This window comes from Mycolicibacterium pyrenivorans, from assembly GCF_025821625.1.
Classification (GTDB): Bacteria; Actinomycetota; Actinomycetes; order Mycobacteriales; family Mycobacteriaceae; genus Mycobacterium; species Mycobacterium pyrenivorans.
Window position 1 is genome coordinate 58,884 of sequence record NZ_JACKSH010000097.1, and the last position, 15,295, is coordinate 74,178.

A 15,295-nucleotide genomic window follows, 5' to 3' on the forward strand; every position below is an offset into this window, starting at 1 on the left:
GGCCGGTACCCTGACCCGCATGACAGAAGGGGCTTCGGGCGCCACGCCGCGGTTGTTCATCTTCCCGCACGCCGGCGGATCGCCGCAGTACTACGTCCCGTTCGCGAAGACCTTCGCCACCGACATCAAGAGGGTCGCGGTGCAGTACCCCGGGCAGCGGGGCAAGCAGGACTTCGCGTCGTTCACCAGCCTGCCCGCGCTGGCCGACGAGGTCTGCAAGATGGTCTCTCCCGACAAGAACCACGGCGGGCCCGTCAGCTTCTTCGGGCACAGCATGGGCGGGTTGCTGGCGTTCGAGGTCGCCCGCCGCTTCGAGGAGGCCGGGAATCCGATCACGGCTCTGTTCGTCTCGGCGTGTGCGGCGCCCGGCCGGGTCGGTTACCAGGACATCCCGGAGACCGACGACGGCCTGCTGGCCGCGGTCAGCACGATGACCGGCGCCAGCCCGGAGTTCATGCAGAACCCGGAGTTCGCCGCGGCGATCCTGCCCACGCTGCGGGGGCTCAAGGCGATCGCGAACTACGACTGCCCGCCCGAGGTCACACTGTCGTGCCCGATCCACGTCTTCTACGGAGACGACGACGAGATCGCCACCGCCGACAAGGTGAGCGGGTGGGCGCAGCGGACGACCGCGGGCGCCACGTTGCGGGAGTTCAAGGGCCACCACTTCTATCTCAATGACCATCTGGGCGACCTGGTGCCCGACCTCGAGCAGAAGATTTGGGCGCGCTGCGGCGTCTGACCGGGTCAGACGGTGTGGTGTTCGCCACACCTGCGAACGTCGCTGTGGGCGGCTCGGAGCACACCTGCGCACACCGAATAAGGCCCGTGGGCGAGCCCGCGTCAACGCCATACGACCTGGTTCTTACCGGGGAGTCAGAAAAAAACTCGACACGGTGCTGCGATCTCGGCAAACCGTTTACGCACGCGTCAAGGCGAGACGAGCACTGTTTTAAGCCCCCGTGCCCGCGTACTCGCGCACCCGGCACTTGCAGGGTGGAGCAACTAAAAACCCCGGGACTAGGTGGGCCGTTACAGTACGTGGCAAAACTGTGAACGCGCTGTCGGGAATAAATTGCACACCCGCGTTGTCACTCTGCCGGCGAAATATGGCGGAAACTGCCCGCTTCCCTCTGGCAAGCAATTCGTGGTCTAATCCTTCCTCGGATTAGCCAACATTATTGACGGGGCGGTGCTAGCCTTCGGGGCGAGCGGGGGATGCGTGGCCATGAGCTGCAAGTCGGTTTGCCACCACGGCAACGAGGCCGAGGCGCAGAGACATTTGATGAAAGGACGTCGCCATGCCGTTGCTTGAGTCGACCATTCCTGGCCTGCTTGCCGATCGAGCGCGGCAGCAGCCCGATGATGTGGCCTATACCTTCATCGACTACGACGTCGATCCCGCCGGCTACGCGGAGAGCCTGACCTGGTCTCAGATGTATCACCGCGTCCAGGTCGTCGCAGAGGAACTTCTGCGCCACGGATCCAAGGGCGACCGCGCGGCGATCCTCGCGCCCCAGGGCCTCGAGTACATCATCGCCTTCTACGGCGCGATGACGGCCGGCTTCATCGCCGTGCCGCTGCCCGTGCCCGCCATGGGCCAGCTCGACGAGCGGGTGAACGGCGCGCTGCGCGACTGCCAGCCGGTGGCTGTGCTGACGACCTCCGCCGCCGTCGGAGAGATCATGACCTACGTCGGGGCGCAACCGGGCAGTGCGGCACCCGCGGTGATCGAGGTCGACGCGCTCGACTTCGACTCGCCGCGCACCGTCGAGGTCAACGTCGGGCCGCTGCCCAAGACGGCCTACCTGCAGTACACCTCGGGGTCGACGCGTGCGCCCGCCGGCGTGATCATGACCCACAAGAACGTGATCAGGAACCTCGACCAGATCTTCACTGACTACATGGAACACCGCGGCGGTGTGCCGCCGCAGGACACCACGATGGTCTCCTGGCTGCCCTTCTACCACGACATGGGCCTCATCCAGGGTGTGTTCGCGACCCTGCTGTGCCCGCCGGACGGCCCGGACGGAACCTGGGGCCGACCCGCGGTGCTGATGAGCCCGGTGGCGTTCCTGCAGAAGCCGGCCCGCTGGATCCAGCAGCTCGCGATCAACACCCATGCGTGGTCGGCTGCGCCGAACTTCGCGTTCGAGCTCTCCGTGCGCCGGACGTCCGACGCCGACCTGGAGGGCATGGATCTCGGCGGCGTGCTGGGGATCATCAGCGGCAGCGAGCGGATCCACTCCGCCACCATCAGGCGGTTCAACGAGCGCTTCGCGCCGTTCAACATGCCCAGCACCACCGTGCACCCCTCCTACGGCCTGGCCGAGGCCACGCTGTACGTCATCTCGGCGCCCACCGGCCACTCGCCGGCGACGGTGCGGTTCGACTACGAGAAGCTCTCGGCGGGTCACGCCAAGCGATGCGGTGCTGAAGGCGGCTCGGAGCTGGTGAGCTACGGCGCCCCGCGTTCCTCGACGGTGCGCATCGTCGATCCTGAGACGCGCCTGGAGAACCCGGACGGCAAGATCGGTGAGATCTGGGTTCACGGTGACCAGGTGGCGATGGGGTACTGGCGCAACCCGCAGGCGACCGAGCGCACCTTCGGCGGCGAGATCGTCGACCCGTCCCCGGGGACCCCGCCGAACACCTGGCTGCGCACCGGCGACCTCGGCGTAATGTCCGAGGGCGAGATGTTCATCATCGGCCGCATCAAGGATCTGCTGATCGTCGACGGGCGCAACCATTACCCGGACGACATCGAGGCGACCATCCAGGAGATCACCGGCGGGCGCGTCGCCGCGATCTCGATCCTCGACGAGACCAGCGAGCAGCTGGTCGCGGTCGTCGAGATGAAGAAGCGCGGCAGCTCCGAGGCCGAGGCGCTCGACACGCTTCGCGCCGTCAAGCGTGAGGTCGCCTCGGCGATCAAGAAGTCCCACAGCGTCCGGGTGTCCGATCTGGTCATGGTGGCACCCGGCTCGATCCCGATCACCACCAGCGGAAAGATACGGCGCTCGGCCTGCGTAGATCGCTACAGGCAGGACGAGTTCAGCCGACTGGACGTCACTACATGACCTCTGCTTTCGACGAGGACGCTCTTCGGCATTGGTTGGTCGACTATCTGGTCACCAACATCGGTTGCAGCCCCGACGAAATCGATCTCGATGCACCACTGAACGATCTGGCCGTCGGCTCGAGCGATGCGGTGGTGCTGACCGGCGAGCTGTCGGAGTTGCTGGGCCGCACGGTCTCGCCGGTGGAGTTCTGGCAGTACCCGACGATCAACGCGCTGGCCAAATTCCTCACCGGCGGTGAAGTCGAACCGGTGGCGGAGGCGGTCGTGAGTCGCGACTACAACACCGACGACGAGCCGATCGCGGTGATCGGTCTCGGCTGCCGGTTCCCGGGCGATGACGGCAACATCGAGGGCCCGGAGGCGTTCTGGGAGTTTCTGTCCGAGGGCCGCTCCGCGGTCCGCGAGGTCCCGGCGGAGCGCTGGGAGTCCTTCCAGGTGGATTCCCCGGAGGCTTCGGCCGCACTGGCGGGCACCACCCGATGGGGTTCGTTCCTGCGCGACATCGACGCCTTCGACGCGGAGTTCTTCGAGATCTCGCCCAGCGAGGCCGACAAGATGGACCCGCAGCAGCGGCTGCTTCTCGAGGTCACCCAGGAGGCGCTGGAGAACGCCGGCATTCAGGCCCACACGCTGCGGCATTCGCAGACCGGGGTGTTCGCGGGCGCATGCCTCGGCGAGTACGGGTACCTGTCGACCGTCGATCTCGGCGACGTGGACTCCTGGTCGGGCACCGGGGGTGCGCTGAGCATCATCGCCAATCGGGTGTCGTACTACTTCGATCTGCGCGGACCGTCGGTGACGATCGACACCGCGTGCTCGTCGTCGCTGGTGACCATCCACCTGGCTTGCCAGAGCCTGCGAGCGGGCGATTCCAACCTCGCGCTGGCCGCCGGGGTGAACCTGCTGCTGTCACCCGCGGTGACGCGCAGCTTCGATCAACTCGAAGCGATGTCAAAGACGGGCCAGTGCCACTCCTTCGACGCGAGCGCCGACGGGTTCGTCCGCGGCGAGGGCTGCGGCGTGACCGTTCTGAAGCGGCTATCGGACGCCCAGCGCGACGGCGACCGGATCCTGGCGGTGATCCGCGGTTCGGCGGTCAACCAGGACGGTCGCTCCAACGGCCTGATGGCGCCCAACCCCGCCGCCCAGATGGCGGTGCTGCGCGCGGCCTACGCGACCGCGGGCATCGAGCCGCGCGACGTGGACTACGTCGAGACCCACGGCACCGGCACGCTGCTGGGTGATCCGATCGAGGCGCGCGCGCTGGGCACCGTGCTGGGCCGCGGCCGTGCCGCCGACGCCCCGCTGCTGATCGGGGCGGTCAAGTCGAACCTCGGGCATCTGGAAGCCGCGGCGGGTATCGCCGGGTTCACCAAGGCCGTGCTGGCGATGCAGCACGACACGATCCCGGCCAACCTGGGCTACGAGAAACCCAACCCGCACATCCCGTTCGACAACCTGAGGCTGAAGGTCGTCGCCGAGCACACCGACTGGGCACAGGCTGGGCGCCCGCGCCGCGCCGGGGTGTCGTCGTTCGGGTTCGGCGGCACCAACGCTCACGTGGTGATCGAACAGGCACCCTTCACGCCATTGCCTGCCGAGGTGCCCGCACCGGCGGTCACGACGTTGGTGGTGTCGGGCAAGACGCCCGAGCGCATCGCCTCCCAGGCCGGCATGCTGGCAGACTGGATGGCCGGCGAAGAGGGGTCCCTGACGTCGTTGTCACAGGTGGCCCACACCCTCAACCACCACCGCTCCCAGCACTCCCGGTTCGCGACCGTCGCTGCCCGCGACAAGGCGCAGGCCATCGCCGGGCTGCGCGCCCTGGCCGCCGGCCAATCCGCGCCCGGCGTCGTCGCCCCCCACACCGGGTCGCGCAAGCGGGGCGTCGTGTTCGTGTACTCCGGACAGGGCTCGCAGTGGCCGGGCATGGCGCAGCGTCTGCTCGCCGACGAATCCGCGTTCGTGGCGGCGCTGGCCGAGATCGAGCCGGTGTTCGTCGAACAGGTCGGCTTCTCGCTATACGACATCATCGCCAACGGCGAATCCATCAGCGGTGACGCGCAGGTCCAGCCGGTCCTGATGGGTCTGCAGCTGGCCCTGACCGAGCTGTGGCGCTCCTACGGTGTGCACCCCGACGCCGTCATCGGCCACTCCATGGGCGAGGTCACCGCCGCCGTCGTCGCCGGCGCGCTCGGCCTCGCCGACGGTCTCAAGGTCATCGCCCAACGCTCGGCCATCATGTCCCGGCTCGCCGGCCAGGGCGCCGTCGCGCTCGTCGAGCTAGACCCCGATGCGGCGGAGGCGTTCGTCGCCGGCTATCCCAGCGTCGAGGTGGCGGGGTACGTCTCCCCGCGCCAGACCGTGATCGCAGGCCTGCCCGAACAGGTCGACGCCGCCATCGCCGCAGTCACCGCGCAGGACAAGTTCGCGCGCCAAGTGAACATGGAGGTGGCCTCGCACACCGCGCTGATGGACCCCGTGCTGCCCGATCTGCGCGAGGCCCTGGCGGACGTGACACCCAGGGCGCCGAGCATCCCGTTCCTGTCGACCGTCACCGACCCGGACGGCGAGCCCGCGCTGGACGCCGACTACTGGGTGGCCAACGTGCGCCAGCCGGTCCAATTCAGCCGCGCGATCACAGCCGCGGCCCAGGAGATCGGCACGTTCATCGAGGTGAGTGCCAACCCGATCCTGACGTACGCCATCAACGACACGGTGGACGCGGATCAGCACCACAGCTCGGGCACGCTGATCCGCGACACCGACGACACGCTGACGTTCCACACCGCTCTGAACGCGACGTTCACCAGCCATGCGCCCGAGACCCTGCATCTCGACGAGCCGCACACCCCGCTGCCGACCACGCCGTGGCACCGCACCCGGCACTGGGCGATCAAGAAGCGCGCACCGTCGTCGGGTGCGTCGGCGCCGCGTCCCGGCACCGTCCTGGGCTCCCACACCGCGGTCGCCGGTCCCCGCGCGGGACATCTGTGGCAGGCGCGGCTGGTGCCGCAGGCCAAGCCGTATCCGCACTCCCATCGGTTCGCCGGGGCGGAGATCGTCCCGCTGTCGGTGTTGCTCCAGACACTGTCGCTGGCCGCGGCGGAGTGCGGGGCGTCCGCGCTCAGCGATGTGCGGTTCGACTTCCCGATCTCCGTCGACCAGCCGCGCGTGGTGCAGGTCTTCACCGAGGGCGACGTCATCACCGTGTCCTCGTCGTCCCACGCGGGGGAGACGTCCCACAGCGCGCGTGATCCGCACTGGGTCCGCCATGTCTCGGCTCGCGTCTCCTACGAGCCGCTCCCCGAAGCCGGCGGCGGGGCCGCCGGTGATCAGGAGGACGTGGCCGGCTACGACCCGTCGGCGCTGTCGGAACTGCACACCGCCTGGGGCATCGACGGGCTCGCCTACCCGTGGTCGGTCAGTTCCCACGAGTCATCGCCGGGACGGCTGCGCGCCGTCGTCGACCTGCCGGACGAATCCCCGGTGGCGCTGCTCGATGCCGCGGTGAACCTCGGCCGTCTGGTCGACGCGTCCGGCCCCGGGCTGAAGGTGCCGTCCTCGGCAGAGGCCGTCGTCTTCGGCACCGGATCGCCGGTGGCGCAGGGAGTCGTCGACGCGCGCCTGCGCGCTCGGGACGGGGACGACCTGCTGGTCGACCTCGAGATCAGCGCCGCGGACGGCACGCCGTATGCGGAGATCCGCGCGTTGCGCTACACGGCAGTGGAAGCGGGAGCCGTCGCGGCGGTCGACGCCGAGCCCAAGCGCGTCGCCCACGTCCTGGACTGGCAGCAGTGGAGCGCCGACGCCGCGTCAGCACCGTCCGACGCCGCGTCCATCGCGGTTCTCGGTGACAGTGACCTCGCGGGGACGGTCAGGGACGGGTTGCTCGGTGCGGGCCACCGCAGCGCCGACGTCGCCGACGCCCGCCATGTCGTCTACGTCGCCGATCCGGGCTCCGGCGGCCCGGAGTCCGATCTCGACGTCTCCGTCCGCCTCACCACCGAGGTGTCCGACCTCGTCGGCCGCCTCACCGACCGGGACGCACGCGACCCGGTGACACTGTGGGTCCTCACCCGCGGGGTCCACGAAGCGGCCTCCGACGCGGCCGTGCGCCAGAGCAGCCTGTGGGGCCTGGCCGGGGTCATCGGCGCGGAGCAGCCACAACTGTGGGGTGGCCTGATCGACCTGGCCGCCGACGACGACGTGGCCGACGCTGCGGCCGCGCTCGCCGCAGTGCTGTCGACGCCCATCAAGACCATCGCGGTGCTTCGGGACGGACGGTTCCTCACCTCGACGCTGGCCGAGATCACGGCCGAACCGGTCCGGGAGACACTGCGCTGCCATCCCGACGCCGCCTACCTGATCACCGGCGGTATGGGTGTGCTCGGCCTGCTCATGGCGGACTGGATCGCCGACCGGGGCGCGCGGCGCATCATCCTGGTGGGCCGCACGGCCTTGCCGCCACGCAGGCAGTGGTCCGCTCTCCTGGGGTCGGAAGCCGCCGGCACCGACGCCGACACCGCGCGCAGGATCGCCGCGATCCGCGCGCTCGAGCGGCGCGGGGTGTCGGTCGAGACCGTTGCGCTCGACATCGGCTCCTGCGACGCATTGGGTGCTCTGCTCGACAAGCGCGACGGCGAGGGCGCACCGCCGATCCGCGGTGTCCTGCATGCCGCAGGCGTGACGGAGGCGCAGCTGCTCACCGAGATCGACGAGCAACGGGTGCACCGCACCCTGTTGCCGAAGGTCGCGGGCGCGCAGGCACTGCACCGGGTCTTCCCCCCGGGCAGCCTCGACTTCCTCTATCTGGCCGCCTCGGCGGGCGCGGTCTTCGGTATCCCCGGGCAGGGTGCCTACGCCGCTGCCAACGCCTATCTCGACGGTCTGGCGCGCGCCCGCCACCGGCAGGGGTGCAACACCGTCAGCCTGGACTGGGTGGCCTGGCAAGGCCTCGGGTTCGGAGCCGAGGCGCAGATCGTGATCTCCGAGCTCGAACGCGTGGGGTCACGACCGGTCGTCGCCTCCGAGGCGTTCGCGGCCTGGGACTTCGTCAGCCGCTTCGACGTCGATCAGGTCGTGATGGCCCCGATGCGGTCCGCCGAGGATGCCGCGGCAGTCACCTCCGACGCCCATCGCCCATCGGCACCCACCCGCGCGTGGGCGTCGATGGCCCCGGAGGAACTGCTGGCCGAACTGCAGAGCGGGCTGCGCGCCATTCTGGCGGCCGAGCTTCGGCTGCCCGAGAGCGACGTGCACACCGATCGCCCGTTCGCCGAGATGGGGCTCAACTCGGTGATGGCGATGTCCATTCGCCGCGAGGTCGAGCGGTTGGTGGGGCTGGAGCTGTCGGCGACGATGCTGTTCAACCACCCCACCATCGCCACGTTCGCGACCTACCTCGCCAACCTGCTGGTACCCGGCACCGACATCGACGACGCGGCGGCCGAGGATCCAGGAGACAGCCTTCTCGACTCGCTGTTCGACAGTGTCGAGTCGACCTGAGGCGGTGCGACGAATTGCCCTCGATTTCTCGGATTCACCCGATGCGCGAGACCATGTCGGGAGTCTGTTCAGAAAGGACCACTGATGCCAGCACTGACGGCGCCGTCCGTGGCGACCATTCCCGCGCTGCTCGCTGAGCGCGCGCAGCAGCAGGCCGAGGACACCGCCTTCACGTTCGTCGACTACGAATCCGACCCGGCCGGCGTCTCCGAGAGCCTCACCTGGTCCGAACTTCGTGACCGCGTGCTGGTGGTCGCCGAGAAGCTCGCGAAGCTCGGCTCGCCCGGCGATCGCGCCGTGATCCTCGCCCCGCAGAGCCTCGAGTACATCATCGGGTTCCTCGGTGCCATCGAGGCCGGCTTCATCGCCGTGCCGTTGACGATGCCGCAGCTGCGCCAGCACGACGAACGCGTCACCGGAGCGATGAAGGATGCCGAGCCGGTCGTCGTGCTGACGACGTCGGCCGTGGTCGACGACATCCGCAGGTACGGGGCCGACGCGCGGCAGCGGGCGCCGAAGTTCCTCGAGGTCGACACGCTGGACTTCGATTCACCCGCCAAGCCCGCGGCGCCGGTCGCGCTGCCCAAGACCGCCTACCTGCAGTACACGTCGGGCTCGACCCGGACGCCCGCCGGTGTGGTCATCAGCCACAAGAACGTGCTGATCAACGTCCACGAGTTGCTCACCGATTACTACGAGAGCTTTCCGGACGGGCCTCCCGAGGACAGTACGGTCGTCTCGTGGCTGCCCTTCTATCACGACATGGGGCTGATCGTCGGGGTGTTCATGCCGATCATGCTGGGCTGTCCCGGCGTGTTCATGAGCCCGATCGCGTTCATGCAGAAGCCGGCGCGCTGGATGCAACTGCTGGGGTCGAACCCCAACGCGTTCACCGCGGCCCCCAACTTCGCGTTCGAGTTGGCGGTCAAGCGCACCACCGACGAGGACATGGCGGGCAAGGACCTGAGCACGGTGGCCGTGTTGATCAACGGCGCCGAGCGGGTGCACGGGACGACGGTGCGCCGCTTCAACGAGCGGTTCGCCGCGTTCGGTCTGGCCGACCATGCGATGCGCCCGTCCTACGGTCTGGCCGAAGCGACGGTGTACGTGGTGGCCTCGGCGGGGGGGGCGTCCGCCCACCTCGGTGCGGTTCGACTACGAGAAGCTCGCCGCCGGGCACGCCGAACGCTGCGACGACGACGAGAGCTTGCGCGCCGAGAATTCGCCCGACAGCGGCGCCGAGCAGATCGGTCTCGGCGCGCCGCGGTCGACCACGGTCCGGGTCGTCGATCCGGACACCTGCGTGGAGAACCCCGCGGGAAAGATCGGTGAGGTGTGGCTGCACGGTGAGCATGTGGCCGGCGGTTACTACCGGAACCCGGAGCTGACGGCAAAGCTGTTCTCCGGGCAGCTCGCGGAGCCGACCGCGGACACACCGAAGGGTCCGTGGCTGCGCACCGGCGACCTGGGCGTGATGTTCGACGACGAGCTGTACATCATCGGCCGCATCAAGGACCTGCTCATCGTCGACGGACGCAACCACTACCCGGACGACATCGAGGGCACCGTCGCCGAATTCACCGGCGGCCGGGTCGCGGCGATCTCGGTGCCCGACGACGCCAGCGAGCGCCTGGTGGTGATCGCCGAGCTGAAGAAGCAGATCGACCACGCCGCGGCGAGCCGCGACTACCACGCCGAACTGGAGTCGGTGAAACAGCAAGTCACAGCGGCGATTTCGATGACACACAGCGTGCGGCTGTCCGATTTCGTGTTGGTCGCCCCCAGCTCGCTGCCCCTGACCACCAGCGGCAAGGTGCGTCGCGCCGTGAGCGCGGACATGTACCGCGACGGCGCGTTCAACCGGTTGGACGCCATGAGATGACCTCCGCTTTCGACGAGGCTGCTGTTCGTCGGTGGTTGGTCGACTACCTGGTCACGAATAACGGTTGCAGTCCCGAGCACATCGATCGCGGGGCCTCGATGCACGACCTCGGCGTGGGCTCCCGCGACGCCGTGGTCCTCACCGGGGTGCTGTCGGAGTACCTCGGCCGCACCGTGTCACCGGTCGACTTCTGGCAGTACCCCACCGTCGATTCCCTGGCGAAGTTCCTGACCGGCGGCGAGGTCGAGCCCGCGTCCGGCTCCGAGGACGCCAGGCCCGCCTCGACCGACGAGCCCATCGCGGTGATCGGTCTGGGTCTGCGGTTTCCCGGCGGCCCCGACCTCGACGGCAACATCGAGGGACCGGACGCGTTCTGGGACTTCCTGACCGAGGGCCGGTCGTCGGTGGTGGAGGTGCCCGCCGACCGGTGGGCGTGGTTCGACGACGGCACCGCCGAGGGTTCGGCGGCGCTGGCGGGCACGACGCGCTGGGGCTCGTTCCTGCGTGACATCGACGCGTTCGACGCGGAGTTCTTCGAGATCATCCCGCGTGAGGCGACACGGATGGATCCGCAGCAGCGACTCCTGCTCGAGGTCACCCACGAGGCGCTGGAGCACGCGGGCATCCCGGCCGATTCACTCGCCGAGACCCGTACGGGCGTGTTCGCCGGGGCGAGTGCGGGGGACTACGCCCAGATGGGCTCGACCGACCTGAGCCAGGTGGACGCGTGGTACGGCACCGGCGGTTCGATCAGCATCATCGCCAACCGGGTGTCGTACTTCTTCGACTTCCGGGGACCGTCGGTGACGATCGACACGGCGTGTTCGTCGTCGCTGGTGGCGATCCATCTGGCCTGCCAGAGCCTGCGTTCCGGCGACTCCGAGGTGGCGCTGGCCGCCGGGGTGAACCTGCTGCTCTCGCCCGCGGGCACCCGCAGCCTCGACCAGGCCGAGGCGATGTCGAAGACCGGACGGTGCCATGCGTTCGACGCCGGTGCCGACGGGTTCGTGCGCGGCGAAGGCTGCGGTGCGGCCGTGCTCAAGCGGCTGTCCGACGCGCAGCGTGACGGAGACCGGGTGCTGGCGGTGATCCGCGGTTCGGCGGTCAACCAGGACGGCCGCTCCAACGGCCTGATGGCACCGAATCCGTCGGCGCAGATGGCGGTGCTGCGCGCCGCGTACGCGACCGCAGGGGTGGATCCCCGCGAGGTGGACTACGTCGAGGCGCACGGCACCGGCACGCTGTTGGGCGACCCGATCGAGGCGCGCGCGCTGGGCACCGTGCTCGGCAAGGGGCGTGGCGCCGACAGCCCGCTGCTTCTCGGTGCGGTGAAGTCAAACCTCGGCCACCTCGAGGCCGCCGCCGGGATCGCCGGCTTCGCCAAGGCCGTGCTCGCGTTGCAGCACAACACGATCCCGGCCAACCTCGGCTATCAGAACCCGAACCCGCACATCCCGTTCGAGAAGCTGCGGCTGAAGGTCGTCGCCGAGCACACCGACTGGGCCCCCGCGGGCCGACCCCGTCGCGCGGGCATCTCGTCGTTCGGGTTCGGCGGCACGAACGCCCACATCGTGATCGAGCAGCCCCCCGTGACGGTGCCCGCACAGGCAGACCAGACCGAACCGGCGGTGACGACGCTGGTGGTCTCGGGCAAGACGCCTGAACGCATCGCCTCCCAGGCCGGCATGCTGGCCGACTGGATGGCCGGCTCCGAGGGGTCCCTGGCCTCGTTGTCACAAGTGGCCCACACCCTCAACCACCACCGCTCCCAGCACCACAGGTTCGCCACCGTCGTGGCCCGGGACAGGGAGCAGGCCATGGCCGGGCTGAAGGCCCTGGCCGCCGGCCAGTCCGCACCGGGAGTGGTCACGGCCGCGACCGGCAATCCCAAGCCCGGGACGGTGTTCGTGTACTCGGGCCAGGGTTCGCAGTGGGCCGGCATGGCCCGCCGGCTGCTTGCCGACGAACCCGCCTTCGCCCGAGCGGTGGCCGAGATCGAGCCGGTGTTCGTCGAACAGGTCGGCTTCTCGCTGCACGACATCATCGCCAACGGTGAATCCATCAGCGGTGACGCGCAGGTCCAGCCGGTCCTGATGGGTCTGCAGCTGGCCCTGACCGAGCTGTGGCGCTCCTACGGCGTGCACCCCGACGCCGTCATCGGCCACTCCATGGGCGAGGTCACCGCCGCCGTCGTCGCCGGCGCGCTCGGCCTCGCCGACGGTCTCAGGGTCATCGCCCAACGCTCCGCGATCATGTCCCGGCTCGCCGGCCAGGGCGCCGTCGCGCTGCTCAATCTCGATCCCGAGGCCGCCGCCGAACAGACCGCCGGTCATCCGAGCGTCGAGATCGCGGGATACCTGTCACCGCGCCAGACGGTGGTGGCCGGTCTGCCCGACCAGGTCGACGCCGTCATCGCCGCGGTCACCGCGCAGAACACCTTCGCCCGGCGGGTCAACATGGTGGTCGCGTCCCACACCGCCCTGATGGACCCGGTGCTCCCGGACATCCGCGCGGCGCTGGCCGACGTGGTGCCGAGCGTCCCGACGCTGCCCTTCCTGTCCACGGTCGCCGATCCGGGCTCGTCGCCGGTGCTCGACGCCGACTACTGGGTGGCCAACGTGCGCAGGCCCGTCAAGTTCAGCCAGGCCATCACCGCCGCCGCCGCGGACCACGGCACGTTCATCGAGATCAGCCCGCACTCCACGCTGGGCCAGCCGATCGCCAACACGCTCGCCGCCGAGACGGACGTCCTGACCATCGGCACGCTGGCCCGCGATACCGACGACACGGTCACGTTCCACGCCAACCTCAACGCCACCCACACGACCCGTCCGCCGCACACCGTGCACCACGGCGAGCCGCACGTGGTGTTGCCCGCGACGCCGTGGCACCACACCCGCCATTGGGTCGACGTCCGGCCGGTGCGCCGCGCCGGCGGGCAACGCACAGGCGCCCTGCCCGCCGATAACACGGTGCCCGCCGAGTGGTTCTGTGAGTTGACCTGGCCCGCCAAACCCCTTGCCGGACAGGCGGAATCGACCTCCAGCGGCGACAGCTGGCTGGTGATCGGTGACGCCGCGATTGCGAGCGAGATGGGCCGGCTGCTCGACGGATCGGCGGTGACGGCGCTTCCCGCCGCCGACGCCGGCCTTGCCGAGGCCCTCGCCTCCGCCACCCACGTGCTGTACGCGCCGGGTGCCGATGACGGCGACGAACTGGGCTACGAGTTGTTCGAAGCGGGGCGCACGATCGCCGCCGCGGCGAGCCGCGCAACGGACCCAGCGGCGAGCCGCGCAACGGACCCGCCCAAGGTGTTCCTGCTCACCCGCAACGCCCAACCGGTCAGCGAGGGCGACCGGGCCAACCCGGCGCACGCCGTGCTCTGGGGGCTGGGCCGCACCCTGGCGCTCGAGCACCCCGAGATCTGGGGCGCGGTCATCGACGTCGACACCTCCGTGCCTGCCCCTGTGGTGGCCCGCTGGGTTCTCGCCGAAGCCCATGACGGCGACGGCGAGGATCAGCTGGTCTACCAGGCCGGCACACGCCGGGTGGCCCGCCTGGTGCATCAGTTGCCGCGGACCGCGGCTCCGCCGCCTGCGCTGAACCCCGAGCGGGCCCACCTCGTCATCGGCGCCACCGGAAACATCGGTCCCCGCCTCGTCGAGCAGCTCGCGGCGATGGGCGCGACCACCGTTGTCGCGGTGTCCCGCAATCCCGGTTCGCGCCTGGACGAACTCACCGACCGGCTCGCCACCACCGGCACGACGGTGGTGACCGCCGCCGCTGACGCCGCCGACGAGACCTCGATGCGCGCGGTGTTCGACCGGTTCGGCGCCGACCTGCCGCCGCTGGGTGGCGTCTACCTGGCCGCGATGAGCGGGGGACCGGTGACGCTCGCGGACATGACGCACGACGACGTCGTCGCGATGTTCCGCTCGAAGATGGATGCGGTGGCGCTGCTGCACACGCTGTCGATCGGCCACCCCGTCGAGCAGTTCGTGGTGTTCTCGTCGATCTCGGGAGTGCTCGGTTCCCGCTGGCTGGCGCACTACGCGGCGACGACGACGTTCCTGGACACCTTCGCGTTCGCGCGGCGCGCCGCGGGCCTGCCCGCCTGCGCCATCAACTGGGGCCTGTGGAAATCGCTGGCCGACGTACAGACCGGGTTCGAGCGGCAGGCGACGGAGGAGTCGGGTCTGGAACCGATGGACGACGCCGTCGCCATCTCGGCACTGCGGCTGTTCGTCGGGCCGGACGCGCCTGCGCGCGCCACGGTGGTCGCCGCCGACTGGCCCCGGCTGGCCGCGGCGTACCACACCCGGGCCCGGCTGCACATCCTCGACGACCTCCTCGCCGACGAAACCGAGAGTGCGCACGCGGCGCTCACCGGCGACACGAAGTTCCGAGAAGCGCTGCGCGACACCGACGCGGAAGGCCGCATCGATTTGCTGACCGACCACGTGCGGGCCCAGGTCGCGGCCGCGATGGGCCTGGCCTCGGCCCACACCCTGGAGTCCACGGTCGGGTTCTTCCAATTCGGCATGGATTCGCTGATGAGCGTAACGTTGCAGCGTTCGCTGAGCGAAAGCCTTGGAGAGGTACTGCCGGCCTCGGTGGTCTTCGACTATCCGACGGTGGAAGCGCTCACCGATTATCTGGCGTCGATCCTGCCTGAGATAATCGAGACCGCCGGTAACGACAACGAGGTCGCGGGCGGCGAGGGCACCCCCACGAACGCCGCCGAGGACGCGGACGAAGACGCCTACGACGACCTGGCCGAGGACGAATTGCTTGCCAGACTTTCGGAAAGATTGAGTTGACTG

At 69.5% G+C, this 15,295-nt stretch carries 4 protein-coding genes and 1 pseudogene; all 5 read left to right on the plus strand.

Annotated elements, in window-relative coordinates:
• Positions 1 to 19: 19 nt before the first annotated feature.
• The 5 genes and pseudogenes from H7I57_RS12300 (at position 20) to H7I57_RS12320 (ending at position 15,292) form a co-directional block, all read left to right on the plus strand.
• On the plus strand, positions 20 to 742 hold the full coding sequence (locus H7I57_RS12300) for a thioesterase II family protein (protein WP_264023778.1): 723 nt from the start codon (positions 20 to 22) through the stop codon (positions 740 to 742).
• Between the two features lie 559 nt (positions 743 to 1,301).
• Entirely contained in the window at positions 1,302 to 3,080 is a 1,779-nt protein-coding gene (locus H7I57_RS12305; RefSeq protein WP_264023779.1) for an AMP-binding protein, read from the plus strand.
• Positions 3,077 to 8,590: a type I polyketide synthase gene (locus H7I57_RS12310; protein ID WP_264023780.1), complete on the plus strand. Its 5,514-nt coding sequence runs from the start codon at positions 3,077 to 3,079 to the stop codon at positions 8,588 to 8,590. Before H7I57_RS12305 ends, H7I57_RS12310 begins: the two co-directional genes overlap by 4 nt.
• Before the next feature lie 84 nt (positions 8,591 to 8,674).
• Positions 8,675 to 10,472, plus strand: a pseudogene (locus tag H7I57_RS12315) (AMP-binding protein).
• Complete coding sequence (locus H7I57_RS12320; protein WP_264023781.1) at positions 10,469 to 15,292, plus strand: type I polyketide synthase; 4,824 nt, start codon at positions 10,469 to 10,471, stop codon at positions 15,290 to 15,292. The pseudogene H7I57_RS12315 and the gene H7I57_RS12320 overlap by 4 nt, the downstream one beginning before the upstream one ends.
• Positions 15,293 to 15,295: the final 3 nt, after the last annotated feature.